Source organism: Gordonia caeni, assembly GCF_039537105.1.
GTDB lineage: Bacteria > Actinomycetota > Actinomycetes > Mycobacteriales > Mycobacteriaceae > Gordonia > Gordonia caeni.
The window spans coordinates 125,451-142,487 of sequence record NZ_BAAAZW010000007.1 but is presented as its reverse complement, the minus strand read 5'-3'; the positions used below and the strand labels follow the sequence as shown (position 1 = coordinate 142,487).

The following is a 17,037-nucleotide window of genomic DNA, read 5'->3' as shown; positions in this document are numbered from 1 at the left end:
TCCCGGCGCGTCCGTCCGGGGGGGGCAGTCAGTCCCAGGCGAGACTGTCGAGCGGATCGGCGCGCTGCAGCTTCTCCTCCGGCATCCGGAAGGTGACGGCGCGGCCCGGGCCCGTCGCCCGCGTCTCGAACCGCACCGTGACCACGCCGTGTCCGCCGCCCTGCACCCAGCCGTGACCGTGCTCGGGGTGGTAGACGTCGACCCCGGTGGTCCAGCCGTGGCCCGGGTCCTGTTCGTTCGGGGGATCGTCTTGCGGGGCAAGCTCTTCGGAGGTCTCGTCCGGTGAGCGCGCGGGGAGGTCGTCGTCGAGTCCGTACTCGTCCAGGTCGGGGAACAGCGTGTACTGCTCGTCGGCGGTGAGCCCGGCGTAGCCGACTCCCACCAGCCGGATGGGCCCCACCTCCAGCGGATCGAGCACCACGCGCTGAGCCGCCGCGGTGAGGACCTCCAGGTCGGTGCTCGCGGCGGGCATGGTGATCGAGCGCGTCAGGATCGACATGTCCGCGCGCCGCAGTTTCACCACCACGGTGCGGGCGCCGCGTCCGTCCTCCAGGAGACGGCGGTGAGCGTCGGCCGCCGCCCCGGCCACCGCCGTGCGCAGCCGCGCCAGATCGATGATGTCGACGGCGAAGGTCGACTCCGCACTGATCTGCTTGGCGACGGCGCGCTCGGCGACCGGACGATCGTCGAGCCCCTGGGCGAGCCGATGCAGGGCGGGGCCGACGGTGGCCCCCAGCACCGAGATCACTTCGGTCGGCGCCAGCGCCGCGAAGTCGCCGATCGTCTCCACGCCGAGTCGGGCCAGGCGGTCGCCGGAGACCGGGCCGATGCCCCAGAGCTTGCGGACCGGAAGTTCCTGCAGGAAGTCCAGCTGTCCACGCGGGGCGATGACGGCGATTCCGTCGGGTTTGGCCTGACCCGAGGCGATCTTGGCGATCTGCTTGCCGGAGCCGAAGCCCACCGAGGCCGGCAGCCCCACCTCGTCGCGAATGGCGGCGCGCAGACTTCGCGCGAAGTCCTCCGCGTCCGCGACACTGCCCCCGGCCAGTTCCGCCGGTTCGGCGAACGCCTCGTCGAACGACAGCGTCTCGATCACCGGGACGAACCGCCGGATGATTCCGAAGACCCGCGCGCTCACCGCCCGGTACACCTGACCCCGCGGCGGCAGGACCACCGCCGCCGGGCCCACCAGCCGCCGCGCCTGGTGCATCGGCATGGCCGAGTGCGCCCCCAGCGCCCGCGCCGGATACGACGCGCCGGCCACCACCCCGCGTCCACCGGCGCCACCGACCAGTACCGGACGTCCCTCGAGGGTCGGCCGGGTCAACTGCTCGACGGAGGCGAAGAAGGCGTCCATGTCGATGTGCAGGACCCACCGTGCACTCGTCTCGTTCCGGTCCTGCCCCACGGGCTCATCGTATCGACGGGCGCACCTCGAACACGGGCAGCCGGTCGAGGTAGTCGCGCAGGACGGCTTCGTCCGCATCGGGGGTCAGCCCCGGCGGCAGCAGCCGGCCCACCTCCCATCCCCACACCGACAGGTACCGCGTCAGTACAGCGGTCTTGATGTCGGCGTCGTCGGTCTCGACCAGGGTGACCGCCTCCTCGCGGCGACCGGTCCGCAAGCTCGCCGCCGGCTGGGCGCGGGCGTTGCGCACCCAGTCGGTGGTGCCGCGCGGGGCCACCAGATAGCGCCGGCCGTCATGCTCCAGCGGATTCACCGGAATGCGGTGCGGCGCACCGGTGCGGCGCCCGCGCACGGTGAGCGTCTGAGCGCCGGCCAGGCTCACGCCGGAATCGGCGAGCCGCCGGACGACGGCGTTGACGGCCCGGTCGAGACGGGTGACGGGGCGATGGGCGGTGGTGGACATATCGATCTCCTCAAGTGTGAGCGGTGCTCTCTGTTTGAGTGTGCGCCCGTCCGGTCGGATTTTCAAGAGCACCGCTCTCGGTTATGGCAGTATCGGGCCATGACCACCTCGCGCGCCGAACGCAGACAGCAGCTCGACCAGCAGATCGTCGAGCTCGGGCGCATGCAACTGTCGAAGGTCGGCGCCGCAGCGCTCTCGCTGCGCGCGATCGCCCGCGAACTGAACCTGGTCTCCTCGGCCGTGTACCGCTACGTCGACAGCCGCGACGAACTCCTCACCCGCCTGGTCATCGTCGCCTACGACGAGCTGGGCGAGGCGGTCGAAGCGTCCGTCGCACGAGCATCGGGTCCGCCGGAGGCGCGCCTGGCCACCGCCATGCGCGCGTTCCGCCTCTGGGCCGTCGACCACCCCGCCGAGTTCGCACTGCTCTACGGCAGCCCGGTTCCGGGCTATCAGGCCCCACCCGAACGCACGACGGCTCCGGGCACCCGGGTCATCGCAGTGCTCCTTCGACTGCTCTCCGAGGCGGCACAGGCGGGAACGCTTCGCACCAGCGGGCCACCTCCGCCCGGCGAGCCATTGTGCGCGGACCTGCGGGCCATCGCCGCCGAGTTCGGCGCCGCGCTCGACGAAGCCGACGTGCTCGCCGCACTGGGCTTGTGGACCTGGCTGCTCGGCGCGGTGGGCCAGGAGGTCTTCGACGGGTACGGACAGGCGACCTTCGCCGACCCCGGCGCCGTGTTCGAGGCGCAGCTGGTGCGGCAGCTAGCCGCCCTCGGCCGGTGAGGCGTTCTCCGCACACCACTCCGCCAGGCGCGGATCCGCACTGACCACGCGGTCCATCTCCTCGCCGCCGTCGCAGGTCAGCATCGACACCGTGAGCCGGTCACCGCGCCGGCCCACCACCCGGACATGGGCCCCCGAGTCGACCCAGCGCTGCAGCCGTTCCAGATCGTCACTCATGAACCCAGCCTAGGCATTCGAAAGTTTGTTCTTGTCGGGGGTGACTTGTAGCTTGAGAGTGACGGAGACGACGAAGTCCGGTGGACGCACCGGGGCGACCCGCTTCCGCGCAGTGTCGGGCTGGGAGGTCCGGCGCGATGTGTTGATTGAGAATTGCATACTCGAGCGACACCCTCCGGGTGGCCGCGCACTCGTCTCCCGAACGACAGGCCGGGAGCCGAGCGAAGGACGCCTCCCCCTGCGTCCGGCGCGGCCGCCCAGCGGGGCCTCCCACTAGGCTGGCCCGGTGACTTTCACTCGCTACGTGGCCCTGGGAGATTCCTTCACCGAAGGCGTCGGCGACGTCGCCGAGCACCTGCCGAACGGGGTGCGCGGCTGGGCCGATCGGACGGCGGCCGCGCTGGCCGCGGTCGAGCCCGGCCTGGAGTACGCCAACCTCGCCATCCGCGGCCGCAAACTGAAGCCGATCGTGGACGAACAGGTGCCGCCCGCGATGGCCATGGCACCTGATCTGGTCACCATTCACGCCGGCGGCAACGACATTCTGCGGCCGGCGGTGGATCTGGACGATCTGCTGAACTGCTACGACGAGGCGATCACGCGGCTGTCCGCCACGGGCGCGACCGTCGCCGTGTTCACCCCGCACGACCCGGGTTCGGCGCCCGTCTTCCGGGCCCTGCGCGGGCGCTTCGCGATCCTGGCCGAAGGCGTGCGCCAGATCGCCGACCGCCGCGGCGCAGTCCTGGTGGACTACTGGCGGATCCGCGACTACGACGACCGCCGTCTGTGGGCGTTCGACCGACTGCACATGTCGCCCGCGGGTCACCAGCGCATGGCCATCGCCGTCCTGGACGCTCTCGGCGTGCCCCACGGCCTGACTCCGCTGCCGCTCACCGAAGCGCCGGCCCGATCGACGGTTCAGGAGCGCCTCGCCGATCTGGACTGGGCCCGCGGCTTTTTGGCGCCCTGGTTGGGCCGGCGTCTGCGCGGCGTGTCGTCCGGCGATTCGCTGCAACCGCGCTACCGGCAGCCCACCCCGGCACTCGAGATCCGCTGACCGTCTCGGGGTCGGATCAGGGTGTATCCGGCGTGATCTCGGGGGCTTTCCCCGATGTGGCCGACCGGGCTCACGCGGCAGCCTGAAGGGCATGATCCAGGTACGCACACTCACCAAGAAATTCGGCGAGGCCACCGCCGTCGACGGCATCGACTTCACCGTCCGCCCCGGCATCGTGACCGGCTTCCTCGGTCCCAACGGGGCAGGCAAGTCCACCACGATGCGGATGATCCTCGGCCTCGACCGCCCCACCTCCGGGTCGGCGCTGGTCAACGGCCGCAGGTACATCGACGCGCCGGCTCCGCTCCGGGAGGTCGGTGCGCTGCTCGAAGCGCACGCCGTCCACCCCGGCCGGCCCGCCCGCGACCATCTGCGCTGGCTGGCCGCCAGCAACGGCCTCCCGGCCGGCCGCGTCGACGCGGTGCTTGAGCAGGCCGGTCTCACCGAGGTGGCCGGACAGCGCGCCGGCCGGTTCTCCCTCGGCATGGGGCAGCGACTCGGAATCGCCGCCGCTCTGCTCGGCGATCCGTCGGTGATCGTCCTGGACGAGCCGGTCAACGGACTCGACCCCGAGGGCATCCGCTGGATCAGGGGACTGGCCCGCCGGCTCGCCGCCGAGGGACGCACCGTGCTGATCTCCAGCCACCTGATGTCCGAGATGGCGCTGACCGCCGACCATCTGCTGGTGATCGGCCGCGGCCGACTGCTGGCCGATTGCTCGACGCAGGACTTCATCGACCAGCACGCGACCTCGTACGTCCGGGTGCGCTCACCGCAGGCGGAGGCCCTCGACCGCCTGCTCGCCGACCACGGCCTCAAGGTGACCGTCCACGGCGACGAGCTGCGGGTACCGGCCACCGACGCGGCCCGGGTCGGAGACCTGGCCGGGGGCGCCGGAATGACACTGCACGAGCTGACCCTGATGCGTTCGTCGCTGGAGGACGCGTTCATGACGCTGACCGCCGACAGCGTCGACTACCACTCGCAGACCGCGACCGAAGGAGCCGCAGCATGACCGCCACCGTGAACTCTCCCGCCATGAACTCCCCGGCCGACGCCACAGCGCCCACACCCATCCCCACCGCCGGTTTCGGCGACGTGCTCCGGGCCGAGGCGATCAAGTTCTGGACCGTCCGCGGGACGCGCTGGTCGCTGATCGCGATGGTGGTCCTCGGCGTGGGCCTGACCACGGCCGTCTGCTGGGGCAGCGCCGACTGGCTGGCCGGCGGCGAAGCCGACGAGGTCCCGGCGTCGTTCGTCACCTGGGGCGCCATGGTCGCCCAGATTCCGGCGATCGTCCTGGGTGCCCTGGTGATCACCTCCGAGTACGGCACCGGACTGATCCGGGCCACGTTCGCCGCGACACCGCACCGCGGGCGCGTGGTGGCGGCGAAGGCGCTCGTGCTGACCGGCACCCTCCTCGTGGCCGGCACCGTCACCGCCGTCGCCGGCTATCTCGCAGGCAACTGGTTCTTGACCGACGCGGGTGTCGGGGTGCCGTGGGCCACCGACGGACTGGTCCGGGCACTGTTCGGCACAGCCGTGGTGCTGGCCCTGATGGGCCTGCTGGCCTTCGCCGTCGGGCTCCTGGTGCGGCACACCGCCGCCGCGATCTCGATCGTCCTCGGAACGGTCGCAGTACTCGCCAATCTGGCCTGGGCACTGCCCGGCGAGTGGGGAGCCGCGATCGCCCGGGTGATCCCCGGCAATTCCACGCAGGCGCTGACCTCGGTGATTCCGTTCAACCCGGACTCGCTGGGTCCGTGGACCGGTCTCGCGGTGCTGGCCGGCCAGATAGCAGTACTCCTGGCGCTCGGCACCTACTCCGTCCAGCGACGAGACACCTAGCAGCGCAACCTTCTGCCCGGCGTCCCGCCCGTCACGGGTGGGACGCCGGGCAGAAGGTTTCCAGGTGTCACGCCGGGCGGGCGGTCTCGAGCCGGTGCCACGAGGCCCAGGCCAGCAGCAGCGCCAGCACCGAGCCGACCGACGCCAGCGCCTGCGCCCCGAGATAGATGTTGTAGTCGGCGGTCGCTCCCGGATCCTCGCCCGCCCCGGCCAGACCGACGAAGATCCCGAGCGCACCGATGACCACCACCCAGAGGCAGGCGAGGATCACCACGATCGTCCGGATCGGCGCGCTCCTGTCGGCCGGCACCCGCCGCACCATCCGCCAGCGCAGCAGGACGAGTGCGCCGAGCGATGCCGTCAGCAGCGCGATGGCGTCGGCGCCGACGGTGTCGGAGAGCCGGTGCCAGCGTGCGACCACCGTGTACGCCCCGACACCGACGGTCCACGACGTCACCAGCAGCATCGCGAGAGTGCGCCAGCGCCAGGACACCACCATCAGCGTCGCGCACGCCACGCTCATCGCCACCGTCGTATGGCCGCTCGGAAAACTGTTGTGCCGCAGATACTCCGGCGCCTCGATCAGCAGCGGACGCTCCAACACATAGCGTTTGAGCACCTCGGTGAGGACGGTGGCGACCCCGACCACTCCAACCGCGACCGCGGCCAGCCGCAGACCACCGCGCACCCAGCCGATCACCGCGAGGATCGCGACCGCGATACCCAGGCTGGCCAGAGTGAACGTCGCCAATGCCTCGTCGGCCGCAGTCACCTCGTCGGCATTCACCTGCAAGGCACCGCGCAGCGCGGCGTTCTCGACGCGCTGACCCGTCGCCGTGCGCACCGCCGCCAGATACGCGGCGACGACGACGATCACCGCACCGACGGCCAGCAGCACCCACCGCGCCCCCGAGGCGGCCGGCGTGCGCGCGGCGGGTGCGTGACCCACGGTCATGCTTTGACGATCTCGGCGCTGATCCCGTCGCTGAGTTCGGTCCCGCCGGCGGTGCCGGAGTCGACGGTGAAGGAGGTCGCCAGGATCTCACCGGCGATCAGGTCGGCGTGGGCCCGAGCGGTGGTGACCATGTCCGCCGGCACCACCAGGCGGACGCTGATCCGATCGGAGATGTCCAGGCCCAGGTTCCGGCGCGCATCCTGCAGCTCCCGGATGCGGTCCTTCGCCCAGCCCTCGGCCTCCAGTTCCGGCGTGACGGTGGTGTCGAGCACCACCAGACCGCCGCCGTCGGGCAGCTCGCCGGTCGAATCCGGCTGGACCGCAACGAGTTTGCGGGTGAACTCGTCGCCCCGCAACTCGATCCCGTCGGCGACGACCACCGGCTCGCCGGTCTCGGCGCTGGTGCTCAGTTCCCAGTTCCCGGATTTGACCGCCTTGATGGCCCGCTGCACATCCTTGCCGATGCGCGGACCGGCGGCGCGGGCGTTGACCGCGACCTCCACCCGGCCGTGCGCATCGACGTCGGTGCTCAGGTCGACGTTCTTCACGTTCATCTCGTCGGCGATCAGCCCGGCGTACGGGGCCAATGCGTCCGCCGACGGAGCGGCGATGGTCAGGTTCGGCAGCGGCAGGCGCACCCGCAGCTTGTTGGCCTTGCGCACGCTGGAGGCCACCGAGCAGACCGACTGCACCGTGTCCATGGCGGCCACCAGCTCCGGGTCGGCAGGCAGCTCGTCGGCGGCCGGCCAGTCCGTCAGATGGACCGAGCGCTCACCGGTGAGCCCGCGCCACATCGCCTCGGTCGCCAGCGGCAGCAGCGGGGCGGCCAGCCGGCCGGCCACCTCGAGCACCGTGTACAGCGTGTCGAAGGCATCCGGATCCTCGTCTTGGCCGGCCCAGAAACGGGCGCGGGACCTGCGCACGTACCAGTTGGTCAGGGAGTCACAGAAGGTGCGGAACGAGTCGCACGCGCCGGCGATGTCGTAGACGTCGAGCGCCGCGGTGATCTCGTCCCGGGTGACCGCCAGCTTCGCCAGGATGTACCTGTCGAGCACGTGCTGCGAATCGGTGCGCCAGGTGGCCGGGCGCTCGGCGTACAGCTGCAGGAAGCTGTAGGCGTTCCACATCGGCAGCAGCGCCTGCCGCACGCCCTCGCGGATGCCGCGCTCGGTGACCACCAGGTTGCCGCCCCGCAGGATGGGACTGGCCATCAGGAACCAGCGCATGGCGTCGGAGCCGTCGCGATCGAAGACCTCGTTCACGTCCGGGTAGTTGCGCTTGGACTTGCTCATCTTGGCGCCGTCGTCGCCCAGCACGATGCCGTGTGCAGCAACGGTTTTGAACGCCGGGCGGTCGAACAGCGCGGTGGCCAGGACGTGCAGGTTGTAGAACCAACCGCGGGTCTGGCCGTTGTACTCGACGATGAAGTCGCCCGGATTGTGCGCGAGTTCGCCGTTGCCGCCGTCGAACCAGTCGGTGTTCTCGAACGGATAGTGCACCTGCGCGTAGGGCATGGAACCGGACTCGAACCAGCAGTCGAGCACCTCGGGCACCCGGCGCATGGTCGACTCCCCGGTCGGATCGTCCGGGTTCGGGCGGGTGAGCCGGTCGATCACCGGGCGGTGCAGATCATCGGGGCGGACCCCGAAGTCGCGTTCCAGCTCGTCGAGGCTGCCGTAGACGTCGATGCGCGGATACGCCGGATCGTCGGAAATCCACACCGGGATGGGGGCGCCCCAGTAGCGGTTCCGGCTGATGTTCCAGTCCTTGGCGCCGGCCAGCCACTTGCCGAACTGACCGTCGCGGATGTGGGCGGGCGACCAGGTGATCTCCTGGTTGAGCTCGAGCATCCGGTCTTTGATCTTGGTGACGGCGACGAACCACGACGGGACCGCCATGTAGATCAGCGGCTTACCTGACCGCCACGAGTGCGGGTAGGAGTGCTCGATGGTCTCGTGGCGCAGCACCCGGCCGGCGGCCTTCAGATCCTTGATGATGTCGGGGTTGGCGTCGAAGACCATCTGGCCCTCGTAATCGGGCACCAGCTCGGTGAATCGCCCGCCCGGGTCGAGCGGCTGGACCACCTCGATGCCGTGGGCGGTCGCCACCTCCATGTCCTCCTCACCGAAGGCGGGCGCCAGGTGCACGATGCCGGTGCCGCTGTCGGTGGTGACGTAGTCGGCGGTGAGGATCCGGTGCGCGTTCGGGTGACCCGCGAAGTAGTCGAACGGCGGGCGGTAGCCCAGCCCGGCCAGGTCGCTGCCGGAGTAGGTGCCGACGGTCTCGGTCTCGCCGAGTTCCTTGGCGTAGGAGCCCACCAGCGCCGCCGCCAGCAGGTACTCGGCGCCGTCGGCCGTGCGCACGTGCGCGTACTCGGTCTCCGGGTGCACAGCGATCGCGAGGTTCGACGGCAGCGTCCACGGGGTCGTGGTCCAGATGACGGCGTTCACGCCGTCCAGCGGCGAATCAGGCGCCACCAGCGGCATGGTGACGGTGAGTGCCGGGTCCTGCCGCATCCGGTAGGCGTCGTCGAGCTTGGCCTCCTGGTTGCTCAGCGGAGTCTGCTCGTACCAGGAGTACGGAAGCACGCGGTAGCCCTGATAGACCAGCCCCTTGTCGTGCAGGCGCTTGAACGCCCACATCACCGACTCCATGAAGTCCAGATCCAGGGTCTTGTAGTCGTTGTCGAAGTCGACCCAACGGGCCTGGCGGGTGACGTAGTTGCGCCATTCGCCGGTGTACCGCAGCACCGAGTCCCGGCAGTACTCGTTGAACTTGTCCACGCCCATGGTCTCGATCTCCGACTTGTCGGTGATCCCCAGCTGCCGCTCGGCCTCGAGTTCGGCGGGCAGACCGTGGGTGTCCCAGCCGAAGCGGCGCTCGACCTTCTTGCCCCGCATGGTCTGGTACCGCGGAACGATGTCCTTGACGTAGCCGGTCAGCAGGTGCCCGTAGTGCGGCAGGCCGTTGGCGAAGGGCGGGCCGTCGTAGAAGACGAACTCCGGGGCCTGGTCCCGGTTGGCGATGGAGGCGGCGAAGGTGTCGTCGTCGGCCCAGTACTGCAGGACGCGCTCTTCCACCTCGGGGAAGGACGGCGCTCCCGGGCCACGGCCGCCGGTCAGATCGACGAGCGGATAGACGCGGGCGTGCGACGTGGATGCGTCGGCGGCGGAATTCTCGGTCATCGGCGTACTCCTCGTGCCTGCAGGCCGGCGGATGCCGGCTCACCTCGGGCACGGGGACGCGGCGCCGTTCTCGGCGGACGCGCGGTACCACCCCGCTTGCACCGCAACAGCGATGCCGCTCTGCAGAGGCCCTGCCTGAGCAGTGACCTCCCGCGGCGATGTCGGGCCGCACCCGCCCGGTTCTACTGGGGCCGCGCGTCGCAATGGCGACGCAACCGCCTGTTCTTCCGAGAGCTCCCCGGTGATGGCCGGATCAGCGCTGTCGCGCAGAGTCTACCCGTCCTCGTCGGTGAACGAGATCTTGGGCAGCGGGCCGGTGTGGTCGCGCACCACGAAGGTCTCCGTGCTGCTCCCGGCCTCGGTCCCGATCTCGGTCTCCGCCTCGGCCTCGGTGGTCTCGGAGACCACTACCGCGTCTTCGATTCCCGCGTCTTCGGGGGACGTCTCGGCGTCGAGCGGTGAAGCGCTCGGCCCGGCCTGGTGCTCCCCGGCCCGGGCTCCCCCAGCCTGGTGCTCCCCCGTCTGGCCCGGGACGTCCGCGTTCGGGGCCACGCCGCGGCGGCGGCGCCCGACGTACGGGGACATCGCGCGGATCGGGCCGGTGTCGGGGCCGTCGTCCTTGCTTCGGGTGTCCCTGTTCCGCGAGTCTCCGGCGGTCTCGGGGCCGGGCGGAATCGGTTCGGCGGAGGCCGGCCAGGCCCCCGAAGGAGCCTGCGCCGGGAAGGATCCGGTCACCGACTTGATGTAGTCGTTCGCATCGCCGGTGACGGGGGCGTTCTCACCGGTGTCCGGGGCGACCGCTCCGGGTGCCACCAGGGACCCCAGTCCACTGGCCGACGTGTCGTCGCCCGCCTGCGGGGTGTCGCCAGACTCGGGGCCGCCTGCGTTCTCGGGCACCGGGACCCCGGCACCGCTTTCCGGACGGCCTCCGGCGACGAGCGGTCGGGCCTCGTGGCCGCCGGTCTCCTGCGAGCCGGCCGGTTCGTCGCCGTCCAACAACGGCCCGGACCGCTTCTCGGGATCGCTGTCGCGATCACGAATGGTGAACAGCGGCTCGTCGTCGACTCCGGCACCGGACTTGGCGCCCGAGCGCAGGGTGTCCACCAGGAGCACCGCCAGACCGATGACGCACACGATGATGCAGGCCACGGCGAGCCAGAAGTTGCCGGTGATCAGCGCGACCACCAGAAGAACGAAACCGACCACGGTCGCAGCCAGTGCCAAGGTCAGCATCGCCGGCCCCTTATCCACTCATCGAAAACGAGACTCACAGACCCGAACCGGCGCAGGTCAGCCCTGCTGGTAGCCGTTCTCCGGCCCGTAGCCCTGTTCCACCGGTGCCGCGCTGCCGCGCTGCTGCAGCTCTTCCAGCTGCGACTCCAGGTAGGTCTTCAGGCGGGTGCGGTACTCGCGCTCGAAGGTCTTGAGCTGCTCGATCCGTCCCTCCAGCACCGTGCGCTGCTGGTTGATGGTGGACATGATCTCCGAGTGCTTCTGCTCGGCGTCGCGCTGCAGGAAGTCGGCGCGCTCCTGTGCCTGGCGGACCTGGGTCTCGGCCCGGGTCTGCGCGTCGGCCAGCAGTGCCTCGGCACGCTGCCGCGAGTCGGTGAGGGTGGCGTCGGCGGTGGCCTGGGCCTCCGCGACCATCGCGTCGCTGCGCTGGCGGGCGTCGCCCAGCAGCGTCTCCGCCTCGCCGCGGGCGGTGCCCGTCACGCGGTCGGCGGTGTCCTGCGCCAGAGCGAGCACGCGGGCGGCCCGGATGCTGGCGTCCTCGTCGAGGTTGCCCGGCGCCGCCGGCTGCGGCGCCACCGGTGCGGGTGCCGGAGCCGGTGCGGGGGTGGGGACCTCGACGGCTTCGGTGGCAGCAGCGAAGACCTGGGTGTGGTCGCCGCCGCCGGCCGCGCCGCCGGACCCTGCCGCAGACAGCTCTGCTTCCAGGTCGGCGTTGCGCTGCTTGAGCTCAGCGTTCTCATCGATCAGGCGAGCGAGTTCGGCCTCCACGAAATCGAGGAACTGGTCGACCTCATCCTCGTTGTAACCGCGCTTACCGATCGGCGGTTTGCTGAACGCGACATTGTGCACATCAGCTGGTGTCAGCCGCATTTCGGTATCCCCTTTGGTCTTCGAGCGTGTCCGTCGAAACACTCTGGTTCGTGTGTCGGTCGCCGGCGACAGGCCGGTCGCAGTTCTATTAATACCAGTAGCACTGCGTAACTAGCGTGTCATCTTGTCACATCAGGACCAAGTTCTGTTGCCCGGCTGCAGCCGGTTCGCAACCAAAACTCCGCCCTACCGTGTTCCGCGGCGGGTAGCCGCACGGGAATGTCAGCATCCCCGGAGATCACTGTGACCAGCGCTGACGTCAGGTCATACCCGGTGTCGCGGGCGCGAGATGCTGCGCGTACGCCTGCGCGATACGCATCCCGATCGTCACCACGATCAACACCAGAAACAACGACAAATCCAGTCGCACAGCTCCCAGATCAACCGGCTTCAGCACCCGCCGGAGGGCCTTCAGCGGTGGATCGGTGAGCGTGAAGACCACTTCCATGACGACTACGGCGAAGCCGTGCGGGCGCCAGTGACGGGCCAGCGACTGGACGAACTCGGCCACCAGGCGCGCCAGCAGCAGCACCCAGTACAGGAAGAGGATCAGGTAGAGGATCCAGAGGAAAGTACCCACGTGTCTACAGTGCCACGAAAGGCGCCGGGCATGCCCGGCGCCTGTCCGCGGAATCCCTTTCAGCTCTGGCTGTGAAAGCCGGTCTCGGCCAGTCGGCGGCGATCCTCGGGAGTCACCTCGACGCCGGCCGGCGACAGCAGAAAGACCTTGGTGGCGACCTTGTCGAACGATCCGCGCATACCGAAGACCAGGCCCGCGGCGAAGTCCACCATGCGCTTGGCGTCGTCGTTGTTCATGTCCACCAGGTCCATGATCACCGGGCTGCCGTCGCGGAACCGCTCGCCGATGGTGCGTGCCTCGGAGTAGTCGGCCGGACGCAGAGTGGTGATCCGGCTGGAGGTCTCGGCGGCCAGGTCGGCCCGCGGCTCCGGAGCGAGCGCGTTGGCGCCGCGCACCGGCATGGTGCCGCGACCGGAGACGTTGGCGCTGCGCGACAGCGGCTCGAGGCGCGTGCGCACCGGAGCGGGACCGCGGTCGAACTCGGCGTGCACGGCGCGCTCGGCGTAGACGCGGTCGTCACCGCGGTGGCCGTACTCGACCTCCGCGTAGTCCACCTCGTAGGGGTCGTCGGCGTAGTACGGCTCGTCGACGACGGCGCCGCCGCGATAGCGCTCCAGGTAGAGACGCTCCCGGGCGCTCATCGCGGACTCGTCGCGCCGGCCGGCCGGGGCGCGGTGATCGCCGCCGCCAGCACGGCGATCGCCGTAACCGTCCATCGGTTCCATGGGATCCATCGGTCCGGCGAGGTAGTCGTCCTCGTACTCACTCGGAGGCACCATGCCGAAATATGCCTTGAACTTCTGCATCGTCGTCATCGACTTGCCTTCCTGGTGATACCTGATCTGGATGGTTCTATTGTGACCAATGTGACTACGGTGAGGTTATCGGGCGCGCGCCCATGATCGCGGTACCGACACGCACACATGTCGATCCGTGTGCGATCGCCTTCTCCAGATCCGACGACATGCCCGACGACAGCTCAGCGGCCTCCGGATGCTCGGCGCGGAAGCGCGCAGCCACCTCGGCCGCCCGCGCCAGGTGCGCGTCGGCCTCCCCGTGCAGCGGCGCGATCACCATCAACCCGTCCAGGCGCAGCACGCCTTCGTGAGCGGCCACCCGGTCGGCCAGTGCGGGCAGGTCGGCCTCCACCACTCCCCCGCGTGCGGGATCACCGTCCAGGCTGAGCTGGAGCAGCACCCCCAATGCGGCGGTGCGTTCGCCGGCGTCGAGCGCCGTGGCGGCGGCCGACGCCAGCGCCTCGGTGAGTTCCGGCGAGTCGACCGACTGGACCCGGCGCGCCCAGCGCGCCACCGTCTTGGCCTTCTTGCGCTGCAGCGAGCCGATCATGTCGACGTCGAAGACCGCCCCCGGCAGGTCGGCGCGCACCTGCGCGACCTTCCGGCCCGCTTCGGGTTCGCGGGACTCGCCGAACTCGTCGGCGCCCAGTCCCACCAGGCGGACGAGATCGTCGGCCGGAAAGAACTTGGTGACCACCATCAACCGGGCACTGCCGGGGGCGCGGCCGGCTGCCGCCTCGGCACGGGCCACTCGTTCCCGGGCAGCGGTCAGCGCGGCAGCGAGTTCGTCACGCCGCGGATCGTCGCTCATTCGGAGTCCCCGGCAGCGTTGTCCACCCAGATCACCGAGGCGAGGCGCCCGGTGGGGGCGCCGCGCCGATGGCTGAACAGGTCCGGGTCCTCGATGGTGCAGCGCGGATCCACCGCGACCGCACCGACGCCCGCGGCCCGGAGCTGCCGCGCGATTCCGGCGCGCAGGTCCAGACCGGTGGTGCCCTTCAGCGTGCGGCTGGCGCTGCCGGGCAGGTGCTTTTCCACGTCGCGCTGCATCTCCGGCGGTACTTCGTAGCGCTCGCCGGAGGCGGCCGGCCCCAGCAGCGCGCCGATGCGGGCCGGCTCGGCGCCGAGGCCGCGCATCACCTCCAGGACGGCGGGCACGATCCCGATGCGGGCGCCCACGCGGCCGGCGTGGACGGCGGCGATGACGCCGGCTTCGTCGTCGCTGAGCAGGATCGGGACGCAGTCGGCTGTGAGAACAGCGAGCGCCAGCCCGGGCGTCGCCGTGACCAGTGCATCGGTGGCCGGTACCGGCGCATCCACCGGGCCGTCGACCACGGTGACGGTCCGGCTGTGGATCTGCTCCATCCAGACGACGTCCCTCGGCGCCAGCCCGAGGTCGCGCGCCAGCCGTTGCCGGTTGGCCGCGACGGCCGCCGGGTCGTCACCGACGTGGTCGCCGAGATTGAACGAGTCGTAGGGGGCCCGGGACACGCCGCCTGCGCGGGTGGTGACCACCCGCCGCACCCGACGGGCGGGTGATCGATCGATCATCACTTCATGAAGTCGGGGACGTCGACCTCGTCGTCGTCGAGCCGGACCGTGTTGCGCCGCGGCGCCGGCGTCTCGGCGAACGGGTCGCCGGAGGTGGCCGGCTTGTTGCCGAACAGCGGATCGTCGGCCGGGGCCGTCGTCACGCGGCCGGACTGCCCCGCCTCGACGGTGCCCGGCGCCTTGGTCGCCGCCGGATTCTCGACGCGCTTGCGCGGCGCGCCGCCGTCGAAGCCGGCCGCGATCACGGTGACCCGGACCTCGTCGCCGAGATTGTCGTCGATCACGGTGCCGAAGATGATGTTGGCGTCCTCGTGGGCCGCCTCCTGCACCTGCGTGGCCGCGTTGTTGATCTCGAACAGTCCCAGGTCGCTGCCGCCGGCGATGGACAGGAGCACACCGCGCGCGCCCTCCATCGAAGCCTCCAGCAGGGGCGAGTTGATCGCCGCCTCGGCCGCCTTGCGGGCGCGGTCCTCCCCACGCGAGGCGCCGATTCCCATGAGGGCGCTACCGGCGTCGCTCATCACGCCCTTGACGTCGGCGAAGTCGACGTTGATCAGACCGGGCGTGGTGATCAGATCGGTGATGCCCTGCACGCCGTTGAGGAGCACCTCGTCGGCGCTGCGGAAGGCGTCCATCAGACTCACCTGCGAATCGCCCAGCTGCAGCAGCCGGTCGTTCGGGATCACGATCAGGGTGTCGCAGGACTCGCGCAGCCCGGCGATGCCCTCGTCCGCCTGGTTGCCGCGCCGCTTGCCCTCGAACGAGAACGGGCGGGTCACCACGCCGACGGTCAGGGCGCCGAGCTTGCGGGCGATCCCGGCGACGACGGGCGCGCCGCCGGTGCCGGTGCCGCCGCCCTCGCCAGCGGTCACGAAGACCATGTCTGCGCCCTGCAGCAGGTCTTCGATCTCGTCGCGCGCATCCTCGGCGGCCTTGCGGCCCACCTCGGGATTGGCGCCGGCACCGAGACCGCGAGTGGAATCGCGGCCGATGTCGAGTTTGACGTCGGCATCGCTGATCAGCAGCGCCTGGGCGTCGGTGTTGATCGCGATGAACTCGACCCCCTTGAGGCCCTGTTCGATCATGCGGTTGACGGCGTTGACGCCGCCGCCGCCGATGCCGACGACCTTGATGACGGCGAGGTAGTTGTGAGGGGGCGTCATGATGCCTTCCTGGTCCGAGTCAAACCCTAAAGCTCAACCAAAGGGTTATAGTTATGTCAAGTACCGGTGTTAAGTGCGACCGTATTGACCAGGTCGGCGGTGAGCCAGGAGGCGCGCCGCGTGTCGGCGATATTTCTCGCCGATGCCGCTGTTCGGAGGGTCAGTTGACCGCCGGATAGTCCGGGCTGGAGACGTTGAAGGTCTTGCCGGGCAGGGTGAGCACGTGCCGCAGAGCCTCGGCCTTGTCGGCGCCGCGGCCGCTGTCCCCCCAGATCGCCGTGCGGTCCTTGGTCATGTGCAGGGTGAGATCCGACGGGGAGGACGCCGACACCTTCGTCACGTGCTTGCGCAGCCAGTCCGGCAGTTCGGCCACCATGTCCAGTGCCGCCTCGGTGGTGGGGTCCTGCGGCCCGGGTGTGGACACGTCCAGGGCGGGAAGGTCGCGGAAGGCCACGCCGCCCGCGCCCGCCTTCCCCATCGCCTCGCGCGAATCGTATTCGACGTAGACGACGCCGAGCCGGTCCATCACCCCGATCTTGCCGTCGTCGCCGTCGCCCTCGATCAGCACGCGCGGGGTGCGTTCGCGGACGTCGATGGTCAGCGTCGACGGGTAGCTGCGCTCCACCCGCGCGGACTCCACGCCCGGGATCCGCGCGACCCGCGCGGCGATCGTGGCCGGATCCACCTGCAGCAGCGGTGCCCCGACCGGGACTTCGGCCACCGACAGCACCTCGTCGCGCGAGACCGCGGTGACGCCGGCGACGTCCACCTGGCGGACGGACATGAGCGGTGAGAAATAGGCGGTGGCGGCCAGGCCCGCGAGGACCGCGACCAGCGCGATGCCGCCCAGCAGCCACCACAGGCGACGCCGCCCGGCCCGGCGGTCGCGATCGGCGGGCCCGGGCGCCGTCCGCCCGGTGCCCTGCTTCGCAGTTCCCCGCTTCACGATCCCCGCCTCACGATC

Annotated in this window: 17 protein-coding genes; 4 read left to right on the top strand and 13 right to left on the bottom strand. The window is 70.4% G+C overall.

Annotated features, from left to right (window positions below; translation table 11 throughout):
* Window positions 1-28 precede the first annotated feature (28 nt).
* Both ABD732_RS13010 and ABD732_RS13005 read right to left on the bottom strand, forming a co-directional pair.
* The gene (locus tag ABD732_RS13010) at window positions 29-1,357 is read right to left on the bottom strand and encodes a DNA polymerase IV (RefSeq protein ID WP_425553048.1); all 1,329 of its coding nucleotides are present in this window, start codon (window positions 1,355-1,357) and stop codon (window positions 29-31) included.
* Between the two features lie 55 nt (window positions 1,358-1,412).
* Window positions 1,413-1,871 carry a nitroreductase/quinone reductase family protein gene (locus ABD732_RS13005; RefSeq protein ID WP_344784357.1) on the bottom strand — a complete coding sequence of 153 codons (459 nt, stop codon included), beginning with the start codon at window positions 1,869-1,871 and terminating at the stop codon, window positions 1,413-1,415.
* A gap of 99 nt (window positions 1,872-1,970) precedes the next feature.
* On the opposite strand from ABD732_RS13005, the gene ABD732_RS13000 reads away from it, so the two are divergent.
* Complete coding sequence (locus tag ABD732_RS13000) at window positions 1,971-2,657, top strand: TetR/AcrR family transcriptional regulator (protein ID WP_344784355.1); 687 nt, start codon at window positions 1,971-1,973, stop codon at window positions 2,655-2,657.
* Here ABD732_RS13000 and ABD732_RS12995 read toward each other — a convergent pair.
* Window positions 2,637-2,834, bottom strand: a complete 198-nt coding sequence (locus tag ABD732_RS12995) for a hypothetical protein (protein ID WP_344784353.1) — start codon at window positions 2,832-2,834, stop codon at window positions 2,637-2,639. The genes ABD732_RS13000 and ABD732_RS12995 overlap by 21 nt on opposite strands.
* A 286-nt stretch (window positions 2,835-3,120) precedes the next feature.
* On the opposite strand from ABD732_RS12995, the gene ABD732_RS12990 reads away from it, so the two are divergent.
* The 3 genes from ABD732_RS12990 (at window position 3,121) to ABD732_RS12980 (ending at window position 5,739) form a co-directional block, all read left to right on the top strand.
* Window positions 3,121-3,891, top strand: coding sequence for an SGNH/GDSL hydrolase family protein (locus tag ABD732_RS12990; RefSeq protein WP_344784351.1), 771 nt, complete (start codon window positions 3,121-3,123; stop codon window positions 3,889-3,891).
* Between the two features lie 91 nt (window positions 3,892-3,982).
* Window positions 3,983-4,906 (top strand): ABC transporter ATP-binding protein, encoded by a 924-nt coding sequence (locus ABD732_RS12985; RefSeq protein WP_344784349.1) that lies wholly within the window; start codon window positions 3,983-3,985, stop codon window positions 4,904-4,906.
* Window positions 4,903-5,739 (top strand): ABC-2 transporter permease, encoded by an 837-nt coding sequence (locus ABD732_RS12980; protein ID WP_344784347.1) that lies wholly within the window; start codon window positions 4,903-4,905, stop codon window positions 5,737-5,739. Before ABD732_RS12985 ends, ABD732_RS12980 begins: the two co-directional genes overlap by 4 nt.
* Before the next feature lie 67 nt (window positions 5,740-5,806).
* Here the strand turns inward: ABD732_RS12980 and ABD732_RS12975 are convergent, their stop codons facing one another.
* The 10 genes from ABD732_RS12975 to ABD732_RS12930 all read right to left on the bottom strand — a co-directional run bounded on the left by ABD732_RS12975 (window position 5,807) and on the right by ABD732_RS12930 (window position 17,019).
* Window positions 5,807-6,694, bottom strand: coding sequence for a phosphatase PAP2 family protein (locus ABD732_RS12975; RefSeq protein WP_344784345.1), 888 nt, complete (start codon window positions 6,692-6,694; stop codon window positions 5,807-5,809).
* Window positions 6,691-9,879 (bottom strand): isoleucine--tRNA ligase, encoded by a 3,189-nt coding sequence (gene ileS / locus ABD732_RS12970; protein ID WP_344784343.1) that lies wholly within the window; start codon window positions 9,877-9,879, stop codon window positions 6,691-6,693. The genes ABD732_RS12975 and ileS overlap by 4 nt, the downstream gene beginning before the upstream one ends.
* A 273-nt stretch (window positions 9,880-10,152) precedes the next feature.
* Window positions 10,153-11,112, bottom strand: a complete 960-nt coding sequence (locus tag ABD732_RS12965) for a hypothetical protein (protein ID WP_344784341.1) — start codon at window positions 11,110-11,112, stop codon at window positions 10,153-10,155.
* Between the two features lie 57 nt (window positions 11,113-11,169).
* The gene (gene wag31, locus ABD732_RS12960) at window positions 11,170-11,982 is read right to left on the bottom strand and encodes a DivIVA-like cell division protein Wag31 (protein ID WP_344784339.1); all 813 of its coding nucleotides are present in this window, start codon (window positions 11,980-11,982) and stop codon (window positions 11,170-11,172) included.
* 259 nt (window positions 11,983-12,241) lie between these two features.
* Complete coding sequence (locus ABD732_RS12955) at window positions 12,242-12,562, bottom strand: YggT family protein (RefSeq protein ID WP_344784337.1); 321 nt, start codon at window positions 12,560-12,562, stop codon at window positions 12,242-12,244.
* Between the two features lie 59 nt (window positions 12,563-12,621).
* On the bottom strand, window positions 12,622-13,377 hold the full coding sequence (locus ABD732_RS12950; protein WP_344784335.1) for a cell division protein SepF: 756 nt from the start codon (window positions 13,375-13,377) through the stop codon (window positions 12,622-12,624).
* Window positions 13,378-13,432: 55 nt separating this feature from the next.
* Window positions 13,433-14,170, bottom strand: a complete 738-nt coding sequence (locus tag ABD732_RS12945; RefSeq protein WP_344784333.1) for an alanine racemase — start codon at window positions 14,168-14,170, stop codon at window positions 13,433-13,435.
* Window positions 14,167-14,910 carry a peptidoglycan editing factor PgeF gene (gene pgeF, locus ABD732_RS12940; protein WP_344784331.1) on the bottom strand — a complete coding sequence of 248 codons (744 nt, stop codon included), beginning with the start codon at window positions 14,908-14,910 and terminating at the stop codon, window positions 14,167-14,169. The genes ABD732_RS12945 and pgeF overlap by 4 nt, the downstream gene beginning before the upstream one ends.
* Window positions 14,910-16,073 (bottom strand): cell division protein FtsZ, encoded by a 1,164-nt coding sequence (gene ftsZ, locus ABD732_RS12935; RefSeq protein WP_344784329.1) that lies wholly within the window; start codon window positions 16,071-16,073, stop codon window positions 14,910-14,912. The genes pgeF and ftsZ overlap by 1 nt, the downstream gene beginning before the upstream one ends.
* A gap of 160 nt (window positions 16,074-16,233) precedes the next feature.
* Window positions 16,234-17,019: a cell division protein FtsQ/DivIB gene (locus tag ABD732_RS12930; RefSeq protein WP_344784327.1), complete on the bottom strand. Its 786-nt coding sequence runs from the start codon at window positions 17,017-17,019 to the stop codon at window positions 16,234-16,236.
* Window positions 17,020-17,037: the final 18 nt, after the last annotated feature.

What these genes read in the sequence shown, in the direction of transcription:
- ABD732_RS13010 (WP_425553048.1), bottom strand. Translation starts at nt 1,357, where the DNA reads ATGGACGCCTTCTTCGCCTCCGTCGAGCAGTTGACCCGGCCGACCCTC.
- ABD732_RS13005 (WP_344784357.1), bottom strand. Translation starts at nt 1,871, where the DNA reads ATGTCCACCACCGCCCATCGCCCCGTCACCCGTCTCGACCGGGCCGTC.
- ABD732_RS13000 (WP_344784355.1), top strand. Translation starts at nt 1,971, where the DNA reads ATGACCACCTCGCGCGCCGAACGCAGACAGCAGCTCGACCAGCAGATC.
- ABD732_RS12995 (WP_344784353.1), bottom strand. Translation starts at nt 2,834, where the DNA reads ATGAGTGACGATCTGGAACGGCTGCAGCGCTGGGTCGACTCGGGGGCC.
- ABD732_RS12985 (WP_344784349.1), top strand. Translation starts at nt 3,983, where the DNA reads ATGATCCAGGTACGCACACTCACCAAGAAATTCGGCGAGGCCACCGCC.
- ABD732_RS12980 (WP_344784347.1), top strand. Translation starts at nt 4,903, where the DNA reads ATGACCGCCACCGTGAACTCTCCCGCCATGAACTCCCCGGCCGACGCC.
- ABD732_RS12975 (WP_344784345.1), bottom strand. Translation starts at nt 6,694, where the DNA reads ATGACCGTGGGTCACGCACCCGCCGCGCGCACGCCGGCCGCCTCGGGG.
- ileS (WP_344784343.1), bottom strand. Translation starts at nt 9,879, where the DNA reads ATGACCGAGAATTCCGCCGCCGACGCATCCACGTCGCACGCCCGCGTC.
- ABD732_RS12965 (WP_344784341.1), bottom strand. Translation starts at nt 11,112, where the DNA reads ATGCTGACCTTGGCACTGGCTGCGACCGTGGTCGGTTTCGTTCTTCTG.
- wag31 (WP_344784339.1), bottom strand. Translation starts at nt 11,982, where the DNA reads ATGCGGCTGACACCAGCTGATGTGCACAATGTCGCGTTCAGCAAACCG.
- ABD732_RS12950 (WP_344784335.1), bottom strand. Translation starts at nt 13,377, where the DNA reads ATGACGACGATGCAGAAGTTCAAGGCATATTTCGGCATGGTGCCTCCG.
- ABD732_RS12945 (WP_344784333.1), bottom strand. Translation starts at nt 14,170, where the DNA reads ATGAGCGACGATCCGCGGCGTGACGAACTCGCTGCCGCGCTGACCGCT.
- pgeF (WP_344784331.1), bottom strand. Translation starts at nt 14,910, where the DNA reads ATGATCGATCGATCACCCGCCCGTCGGGTGCGGCGGGTGGTCACCACC.
- ftsZ (WP_344784329.1), bottom strand. Translation starts at nt 16,073, where the DNA reads ATGACGCCCCCTCACAACTACCTCGCCGTCATCAAGGTCGTCGGCATC.